Below are 9,556 nucleotides of genomic sequence, written 5' to 3'. Positions count from 1 at the left end.
GAGGGATGACGTCCGTATTGGGGAAGTCATGATGCAGGTTGGTTTTGAAAGTCCTAAATACTTCCGTAAAGCCTTTCATCAACTCTATGGCATGTCTCCCTTAGAATACGCTAAACTTCATCGGTTACAGGCTCCCAATGAAGAATTTGAAGATGCGTAGTAGGAGCTGTAGTTTGTTCACCTTCGCTTCACTTAAGAATGGCCAAGAAAATAAAATAGTTTGCGAAAATTCACTTAAGTGAATTTTCGCTATTTCCTTCTTTCAGAAGTTTGCAGAAACAATCAACGATATGCGACTTTCAAATTTAGGGATTTTTCACACCGCCATTGGTGTCATCGCCATTCTTTCCGCACTTCTATCCTTCGCCCGATACGGGAAAATTAATTTAACGAAGGCAACCGGTAAAATCTATTTGTACAGTACCATCATTACTTCATTAACAGCGTTAGGAATTTCTAAAAACGGAGGATTTAATGCGGGGCATGTTTTTTCAATCTTTATTTTTATTTTAGTTCTGATATCTTTTGTTATTTCTCTTAAGAAGCAAGGGAATACTAAAGCTCGTTACTTCGAAAATTTCCTTTTATCCGTCAGCTTTTTTCTATCACTTGTTCCTACCGTCAATGAGACCTTTACGCGTGTCCCGATTGGACATCCCTGGGCTAAAAACGTTACGGATCCGGTGATTGCTAAAACATTACTTTTCCTGTTCATACTATTTATCGCTGGTTCGATTTATCAGTTCATTAAGCAACGGAAAATCAATAGAACGCTCCCCTAATTGATTTGCTAAAAAAGAAGCGTGAAAGAAAGCATAAAGTATGAGATTCCATGTTTCTTTACAAAGGAAAAGAACTAACGCTGACAGACACACCTGTTCGCCTCAGTTACAGAGCATTAGAACGACGGCTTCTCAATGAAGATGCTTATCTTGCTAAGAGTCTTCTTTTCTGAACTAAGAAAATGAACATAGAGCCATCCAAGTTTTTACACGCTATACTCGCCCCCTTTTCAGGGCTAACGGAAGAAGATCTATCCGTTAGCCTTCCTTTGTGGCGAAAGCGACACTTACGTAAAGGAGATTTTTACAATATGCAAAATATTGTATGTCAGGATTTAGGGATTGTCATAAAGGGCATTTTTAGAGTCTACTATTGTAATCCTAGTACGCATGAAGAGAAAAATATGTTCTTCTTTTCAGAAGAACAATTCATTGTTTCTTTCCGCAGTTTCCTTTACCAATGTCCTTGTGTCTATTACATTGAAGCCTTGGAAGACGCAGAGGTTTTGTACTTATCTTACCAAGATTTACAGAATTTATACCAGAACCATAAATCTTGGGAACGTTTCGGTAGAAGGTTGGCGGAGCACTTTTTTCATCAAGCACAAGGGCGAACAGAAGATCTCTTATTGTTTAATAATGAAAAACGTTATCTCAATTTAATAAACGAGCATCCCACGATTGTAGAACGAATAGCCGCTTATCATATCGCTTCTTATTTAGGAATTAAAAATCAATCCCTGAGCCGAATCAAAAAACGAATACAGGATGCTGTTAAATCCTGATTCCTAATGATTTTATTTTTCAGTTATTACTATTTTCCTTACCATCTTAAGATCACGCTTAGTCGTTTAAACATTCATATTGATTCAACAATGGTTATCTTATTAGTATATAGGATAACCATTTCTCTATTGTTCTGCTGATTTAGGTATTGTACGCGTATAGTTTCAATCTTGTTAACTAATGTGTTTGGCCTGTAATAAATCCCTCTTTCTGAATGTACAGAGAGGGTACTCGGTATAGGGATTGATCTAAGCAGCTACTCTAAGAAACGTTTAGCATCAGATTTGGTAGATCCTTATTTTTGAACTTAATCCATATGTAAGGCTGATCACAGCCAGTAAAACTAAGGATGAGGTATAAATAGCCTTTTTCCAGGACTAAGCTTTGACCGTTAGCTCCCAACGACCCCTCTGGGCCGATAACATAGATTCCGTAAAATAGACTCATCACCGACCGATCATTCCACGGTTTGTTCAACTGTAGGCAATTCGTATGCAGTAGCGAAAAGCTAATCTTCAATCCTTTTCAGTACATAACTAACTGACTACTAGTATATTTTACTCCTTGGCTTCCTTTGCGTGGATCTATCCCAATCATTTAAAACCCGATTTGTTAAAATTAAAATCCTTTTTGTACAATTCAATCATTTTATTAAACTATACATTTGTAACAGTCAATTACCTTTATCAAAAGCGATATACGCTTGCCTAAGCATTAATCTATGAATCGCAGAGCCCTAATTAAGAGTACGCTTGGTTTACTACCCACGCTAGCCCTTTCCAATCCCCTGCTGGCCGAATTAGCCAGAACCAAGAAAGGCCCATTCTTACCGACCTGGCAATCCCTGGAGCAGTTCCAGACACCCACCTGGTTCAAGGATGCTAAGTTTGGCATGTGGGCTCACTGGGGCCCCCAGTGCCAGCCCGAAGCTGGCGACTGGTACGCCCGGGGCATGTATCAGGAAGGCAGCCATCAGTACAAATATCACCTCAACAAGTACGGACACCCTTCTAAATTTGGCTTCAAGGACGTTATCCATGAGTGGAAAGCCGAACGCTGGGACCCCGAGGAGCTGGTGGCCTTCTACAAGCAGGCCGGTGCCCAGTACTTCATGGCCATGGCCAATCACCATGATAACCTGGACCTGTACAACAGCAAATACCAGTCCTGGAACTCCACCAAGGTGGGTCCTAAAAAAGACATCATCGGCGGCTGGGAAAAAGCCGCTCGCCGCCAGGGCCTACCCTTTGGCGTCAGCGTGCACGCGGCTCACACCTGGAGCTGGATGGAAACGGCTCAGCGGAGCGATAAACAAGGACCTTTGAAGGGCGTTCCCTACGATGGTAAGGTGACCAAAGCCGACGGCAAAGGAAAGTGGTGGCAGGGGCTGGATCCCCAAGAACTCTACGCTCAGAATCACCCTTTGAGCAAAAACAGTGAAGACGATGGCATGATTCACAGCCAGTGGAACTGGGGCAATGGGGTAGCCAAACCCACCCAAGCCTACTGCGACAAGTTTTTAAAGCGAACCCTCGATCTCATTGATCAGTACAATCCGAAGTTCATCTACTTTGATGATACGGCCCTGCCGCTGTGGCCCATCGACGATGCTGGTCTAAAGATCGCGGCTCACCTGTATAACAAGAATATAGACAAACAGGGCAATCAACAAGCGGTGGTGTTTGGCAAAGTGCTCGATGAGCAGCAGCGAAAATGCATGATCTGGGACATCGAACGGGGCCAGAGCAACGCCATCGAACCCCTGCCCTGGCAAACGGATACCTGCATCGGGGACTGGCACTATAACCGGGCCGTCTACGATCGCAAGGGCTACAAGTCAGCCAAGACGGTGATTCACACCTTAGTGGATGTGGTGAGCAAGAATGGCAATTTGATGTTAAATATTCCGGTGCGGGGAGATGGCAGCATTGATGAGCAGGAGCGGGCGGTCGTGAGCGAGATTGGATCCTGGATGAAAGTGAACAGTGAGGCCATCTACGGTACTCGTCCCTGGAAGGTATTTGGAGAAGGTCCGGCCCAGGAAGGGGCGGCTCCGCTGTCGGCTCAGGGTTTCAACGAAGGAAAAGGCAAGGCTTTCACCGGGGCGGACATTCGGTTTACGAGCAAGGGAGAGGCCTTGTATGCTACGGTGATGGGCTGGCCCGAGGGAGGCAAAGTAGTAATCAAGTCGCTGTCCAGTGAGAAGGGTTTACACCCGACTCCCGTACGCCGCGTGTCGCTGTTGGGCGGTTCTGATTCGCTGTCGTTTGAGCAGACGAGTCAGGGTCTGGTAGTGCAACTACCCCAACAGCAACCTACGCTGCCCTATGCTAACGCTTTGAAAATCGTTTAGATCCGAGTATGAAAAAATTCTGCTTTGCTCTGGATTTAAAGGATGATCCTGAGCTTATCCATCAGTACGAAACGTATCATAAGCCCGAAAATGCCTGGCCCGAGGTCACGCAAGGTATGCTGGATAGTGGCATAAAAAATATGGAAATCTATCGCACTGGAAACCGACTTTTCATGATTATGGAAACCAGCGATGATTTTGATTTCCGCCTGAAAGAGCAAATGGATCGCAGCAATGCCAAAGTGATGGAGTGGGAATCACTCATGTCGCAATTCCAGCTACCGCTCAGTTGGTCTGCTGAAAACGAAAAATGGGCACCAATGGCTCGCATCTTTACCTTAATCCCCGCTTAACCTTTACCAATGCCTAGGCTGGATTTTGCCTTTTCATATTTTCACGTATATTAAGTATCGTTATTTTAGTTTAGTCTCATTTGGTCACCGCTTATCCTTGATTGTACAATCAGGGGTAAGCGGTAACCAAGTGAACACCTTTCTTACTGATTTTCATTTCCTTCCCCTTGAAGTGTACTTAGTTTGAGATTACTGATACTTACCACGCTAAGCCTATGAAAAATACCCTCTGATCCTTGGATCAAATTCCGTTTCCACATACGCAATACAGCTCTTTAGCCGGGGCTGGCTCAAACCTTTATTTTCTTTAATACAATTTACTATGAAAACCTCATTTTTACCTCCTCCGCAAAGGATGCTCCAGCGAGCAATCCTACTTGGTTTTATTTGTGCGGCGGGTTCTTCGCAGGCAGAATCAACCCCAACATTACCCTTTCCAAAGCGTTCACTAGCAAGCTCATCCATTACGCTAGGCCAGAGAACCTTAGCTCCTACTTTCATCCTCACGGGTAAGATTAAGGATGAAAAAGGAGCTGTAGTGCCCGGAGCAACGATTCGACTAGAGGAAAATGCAAACGTCGGTACAACCTCTGATGGGGATGGAAAATTTTCTCTGAATATTCCCGGCACTACGGGTACGCTACTTATTTCTTCGGTGGGGTACGTCAGTCAGAGTATTGCCGTTAGTTCAAGTAAAACGTCAGTAGATATCGTCCTTCAAACCGATAGCAAAGCCCTTACTGAAGTTGTAGTAGTAGGCTATGGTACGCAGAAAAAAGTGAACTTAACGGGTTCGGTTTCCAGTATTTCCACCAAAGAAATCGAAAACCGTCCCATTACGCAGGCCTCTCAGGCCTTAGCGGGCTTGGTAACGGGTGTAGTGGTTTCCCAGGGGTCGGGTCAGCCCAGTAATGATGGAGCGGGTATCACCATCCGGGGGATTGGCTCGTACGGGGCCGGTGGAGGCCCCCTGATTCTTGTCGATGGGTTGGCTACTTCGATCAATGACGTAGACCCCAACAACATCAAAAGTATTTCGGTGCTTAAAGATGCGGCTTCCGCGTCCATTTACGGGAGTCGGGCGGCGAATGGAGTAATCCTGATTGAAACCAAGCGGGGGCAGAGTGGTAAACTTCAAGTAACCTATAATAATTACCTGGGCTGGCAAAAGCCCACCGCCCTGCCCGAATTCGTGGATTCCTGGGAATACGCCAAGCTCAGAAACGAAGCAAACGTCAATTCCGGTCAGACGCCCTCCTACACAGACGCTCAAATTGAAACTTTCCGAAATCAGTCGGATCCGGATAACTATCCCAACGTGCCGCATTTCAAAAACCTGCTGACTTCGGGCAGTGGTTTTCAAATGGCCCACTCGCTGAATTTTTCGGGTGGTACGGAACGGAGTCGCAATTTGTTTTCCGCCAGTTACTTATCTCAGGACGGTATTGTGGCTAAAAACGGCTACACTCGCTACAATTTCCTCTTCAACAACGACAGTCAGCTCAGTGATAAGCTGACGCTAAAAGTAAGTTTGCAGGGCTATACTGCTGAAAATCATTCGCCTAACTCAAACGGGGGTGGGATGAATAGCATCATCAATTTTGCCGTTCGTCAGGGACCTATCTACGCGGGACGCAAATCCGATGGCACCTATGGCTACCAGGATAACTATAGCCCCGAAGCCTGGTTATCGAGTAACTCTTTTTACAAAGGCACGAACAAATACTTTTTAGGCGGGGCTGAAATGAACTGGAACATCCTGCCCGGTTTAAATCTAAGCGGGAAAATTGGTTACAACTTCTGGAGTAGTTATAATAAAGAATATGCTTCTGATTTTCAGTTCGATGCCAACAAATACGTGGGTCCCAATACCCTCAACGTCTACTCCGGCCAGGGTACGCAGGTAACCTTGCAATCTTTGCTATCTTATGCTAAAGTTATTCAGGACCATTCCTTTACGGTGTTGGCGGGGGTATCGCAGGAAGAATACAATGACTCGTATATCTCTGGATTCCGTAAGGACTTTCCTACCTCGTTACTCTACGAACTCAATGCGGGTTCGGCCACGGGGATGAGTTCTTCGGGTTCGGCCTCTTCCTGGGGTATTCGATCAGTTTTTGGCCGACTCAACTACTCGTTTAAAGACCGGTATCTACTGGAGGCCAACTTGAGAGCCGATGGTACCTCCCGCTTCCCCGCCAAAGGTCGCTGGGGCGTTTTTCCCTCCTTTTCGGCCGGATGGCGAATCTCGGAAGAGGAATTTCTTAACTCAGCTACCTGGCTGGATAACCTGAAACTGCGGGCTTCCTGGGGAGTATTAGGCAACCAGAATGTGGGTACGTACCCCTACCAAAATCTGGTGAGTTTGGGTCAGAATTACTCCTTCGGCGGAGCCTTAGCTACCGGAGCCGCCACGACCCGGCTTAGCAATGGCGACATTACCTGGGAGGAAACGGCCATTTCTAATCTTGGCCTGGATATGAGTCTTTGGAAAGGAAAACTAAGCCTGGTACTCGACGTATTTGATAAGAAAACGACGGGTGTTCTGTATACCATTGCCACTTCTTCTACGCTAGGATTGGGTACTTCAGCGGTGAACATCGGCAGTGTAAAAAACAGTGGATTTGAAGCTCAATTGACGTACCGGGGTAAAAGTAACGGGCTGAACTGGGCCATTTCACCGAACTTCTCCTACATCAAAAACCGGATTACCGGCCTAGCCGATGGGTTGAAGCAAAATATCGGTAGCGGTTTGTTTGTCGGACAGCCCATCGGTGTTATTTATGGTTACGTAGCCGACGGGTTATTTACCAGTACGGATGAAATTAACACCTATCCTGCCCAACCCTACGCCGCTCAACCGGGCTTTGTTCGCTACAAAGACATCAGCGGACCTAATGGCGTTCCCGATGGAAAAGTGGATGCTACGTATGATCGCCAAGTTATCGGTACCACCGTTCCTAAGTATACGTTTGGCACTACCCTCTCCTTTGATTACAAGGGATTTGATTTCTCTGCGTTGATTCAAGGATTGGCGGGCTATCAAAAACAAATCGGTTCGTACTCGGCCTTTGCTTTCTACAACGGCGGACAAATCCAGCGGTGGCAGGTGGATAATCGCTGGACTACCGACAACCCCGATCCTAACGCGAAGTACCCCAAGCTGACGAGCCTTCAAATGGGCAGTGGAACGATCCAAACCTCTACCTACTGGAATCGGGATGGCAGCTTCGCTCGTTTGAAGAATCTTCAAATTGGGTACAGTATTCCTTCCGAAGTACTCCAAAAATGGAAGATCAGTCGGCTTCGTCTGTACTTCAGTGGACAAAATCTCCTCTCACTCAACAAGTTCTACAAAGGCTGGGATCCCGAGATGACCAATGCCACGGGCGATGGAAGTCAGTTCTATCCCATCACTAAAGTCTATACGTTTGGTATCAATCTAAACCTCTAGTGGTTCCTTTCAGACATGCAAATTCCTATGAAAAACATACCTTACCTGACGCTCAACCGAGTCGTTAAGACGACACTGTTGCTAGCCCTTACCACGTTTTTACCCAGTTGTAAAAAGGACTTTTTTGATAAGCAGCCCCTCGATGCGGTTTCGGATGCCACCTTCTGGAAAACCGAAAAAGATGCTAACCTGGCCTTGGTAGGTTGTTATAACTTCGGTTCCGGATGGGCTTCGGGCGACTTCTTCGGCGGCATGTCCATGATTTATTTGGACATGATGGCGGGTATGGGTTCTGAAAAAGAACTTATTCCCGATGCGGTGACCAATGGCACGTTAAACTCCACGTACTGGCTTACCTCTGCTTTCTGGAGCAACTCCTACGTAACCATTGCCCGTTGCAACAACTTCCTGGATCATATCAACGAAATTACGATCAATGAGGCGACGAAAGCCACGATGATTGCGGAAGTAAAAACGATCCGGGCGTACCTGTATTTAAATCTGGCTTTGTACTTCGGAGACGTTCCTTTACCTACGAAGTCACTGACGATTGCGGAAGCCAACAGCATCAAAAGAACCCCGAAAGCCGAAGTATGGGCCTTTGCCGAAAATGATCTAAAAAGCAGTGTGGCTAACCTTCCCTTTACGCGTCCGGCTAATGAACGCGGTCGGATTACCTCCGGTGCAGCGTTGGCTATTCTGGGCCGTTTGCAAATGGCCGAAAAAAAATGGAGCGATGCCGCCACCACTTACAAACAGATCATGGATAGTGGTGTCTACAGCGTGGATCAGGCCGGATTTGCTCAACTTTTCAGACAAACCGGAGAGAATAGTAAAGAGATCGTTTTTGCCCACGAGTACCTGGAAGATTTTCTGAGTACGGTCATGCTGCAATACCTCTACCCCGAGGCCTACGGCGGATGGCATCAGTTCTCGCCCTATAACGAGTTGGTACAATCCTACGAATGTACGGATGGCAAAACCGTGGAGGAGTCGCCGCTTTACAAATCAAACGACCCCTACGCCAATCGTGATCCGCGTCTGGATTACACCATCATGATTTCAGGACGTACCACGTTCAAAGGCATTACCTACGAAGCCAGCCCTACGTCTACGTCTCCGGATCGCATTACCCGGTATAACTGGAGTGGGTATTGTATCAATAAGTTCATGGACCCTACTTTTTCGGGAAGCCTGACCAATTACGGGGGTAACTTCCCGCTCATCCGGTATCCGGAAGTGTTGTTAAGTTACCTGGAATCAAAACTGGAAGCCGGAGAAGCCATTGATCAGGCCCTGCTCAATGCCACCATCAACCAGGTAAGAGGACGCAGTTCGGTAGCCATGCCCGCCGTTACTACCACCAATCCAGCCAGCCTGCGAACAATTATTCGTCGGGAACGGAAAGTGGAATTTGCCTTTGAAGGACTGCACTACTTTGATATTCAACGCTGGGGAACGGCAGCCGCGGAGCTTAATCGCCAATTCACGGGTATGAAACTGACCAATACGCCAGCCACCTATACCGCTTTTCCGGTAGATAATCAGGGTTTTTATCTGTACCAGAAACGAAATTTTGTGGCGGGAAGAAATGAGTTATGGCCCGTGCCTCAATCGGAAAGGGATATCAATCCAAACTTGACCCAAAACCCTGGATACTAACGAAACCCCTAGCCCCCTCAGAAGATGTATCCACTTTTGAGGGGGCTAAAAGCAAAATTTATCCCTTGTTAATAGGTTCTAGCCTTTAAAATAAAGTCTATGGTTTAAGCACTGGATAAGCAGCAGGTCTTCGACTACGAGTATACGTCTTTAAAATAAAGTCTAT

The 9,556-nt window shown here is 46.4% G+C and carries 7 protein-coding genes; all 7 read left to right on the top strand.

Annotation, left to right across the window (positions count from 1 at the left end):
• The first annotated feature begins 16 nt into the window (after positions 1 to 16).
• Positions 17 to 160 carry an AraC family transcriptional regulator gene (locus tag ACOJTG_RS22780; protein WP_420155911.1) on the top strand — a complete coding sequence of 48 codons (144 nt, stop codon included), beginning with the start codon at positions 17 to 19 and terminating at the stop codon, positions 158 to 160.
• A 130-nt stretch (positions 161 to 290) separates the two neighbouring features.
• The gene (locus tag ACOJTG_RS22775; protein ID WP_420155910.1) at positions 291 to 782 is read left to right on the top strand and encodes a hypothetical protein; all 492 of its coding nucleotides are present in this window, start codon (positions 291 to 293) and stop codon (positions 780 to 782) included.
• Between the two features lie 182 nt (positions 783 to 964).
• Positions 965 to 1,567: a Crp/Fnr family transcriptional regulator gene (locus ACOJTG_RS22770; protein WP_420155909.1), complete on the top strand. Its 603-nt coding sequence runs from the start codon at positions 965 to 967 to the stop codon at positions 1,565 to 1,567.
• Between the two features lie 722 nt (positions 1,568 to 2,289).
• Positions 2,290 to 3,921: an alpha-L-fucosidase gene (locus ACOJTG_RS22765; RefSeq protein ID WP_420155908.1), complete on the top strand. Its 1,632-nt coding sequence runs from the start codon at positions 2,290 to 2,292 to the stop codon at positions 3,919 to 3,921.
• Positions 3,922 to 3,929: 8 nt separating this feature from the next.
• Positions 3,930 to 4,274 carry an L-rhamnose mutarotase gene (locus ACOJTG_RS22760; protein WP_420155907.1) on the top strand — a complete coding sequence of 115 codons (345 nt, stop codon included), beginning with the start codon at positions 3,930 to 3,932 and terminating at the stop codon, positions 4,272 to 4,274.
• Positions 4,275 to 4,629: 355 nt separating this feature from the next.
• Positions 4,630 to 7,728: a SusC/RagA family TonB-linked outer membrane protein gene (locus ACOJTG_RS22755; protein WP_420155906.1), complete on the top strand. Its 3,099-nt coding sequence runs from the start codon at positions 4,630 to 4,632 to the stop codon at positions 7,726 to 7,728.
• A 27-nt stretch (positions 7,729 to 7,755) separates the two neighbouring features.
• Positions 7,756 to 9,390, top strand: a complete 1,635-nt coding sequence (locus ACOJTG_RS22750; protein WP_420155905.1) for a RagB/SusD family nutrient uptake outer membrane protein — start codon at positions 7,756 to 7,758, stop codon at positions 9,388 to 9,390.
• The last annotated feature ends 166 nt before the right edge of the window (positions 9,391 to 9,556 follow it).

Origin of the sequence: Siphonobacter sp., from assembly GCF_048595215.1 — a bacterium.
Taxonomy (GTDB): domain Bacteria; phylum Bacteroidota; class Bacteroidia; order Cytophagales; family Spirosomataceae; genus Siphonobacter.
This window is presented reverse-complemented; position numbering and strand designations above follow the sequence as displayed.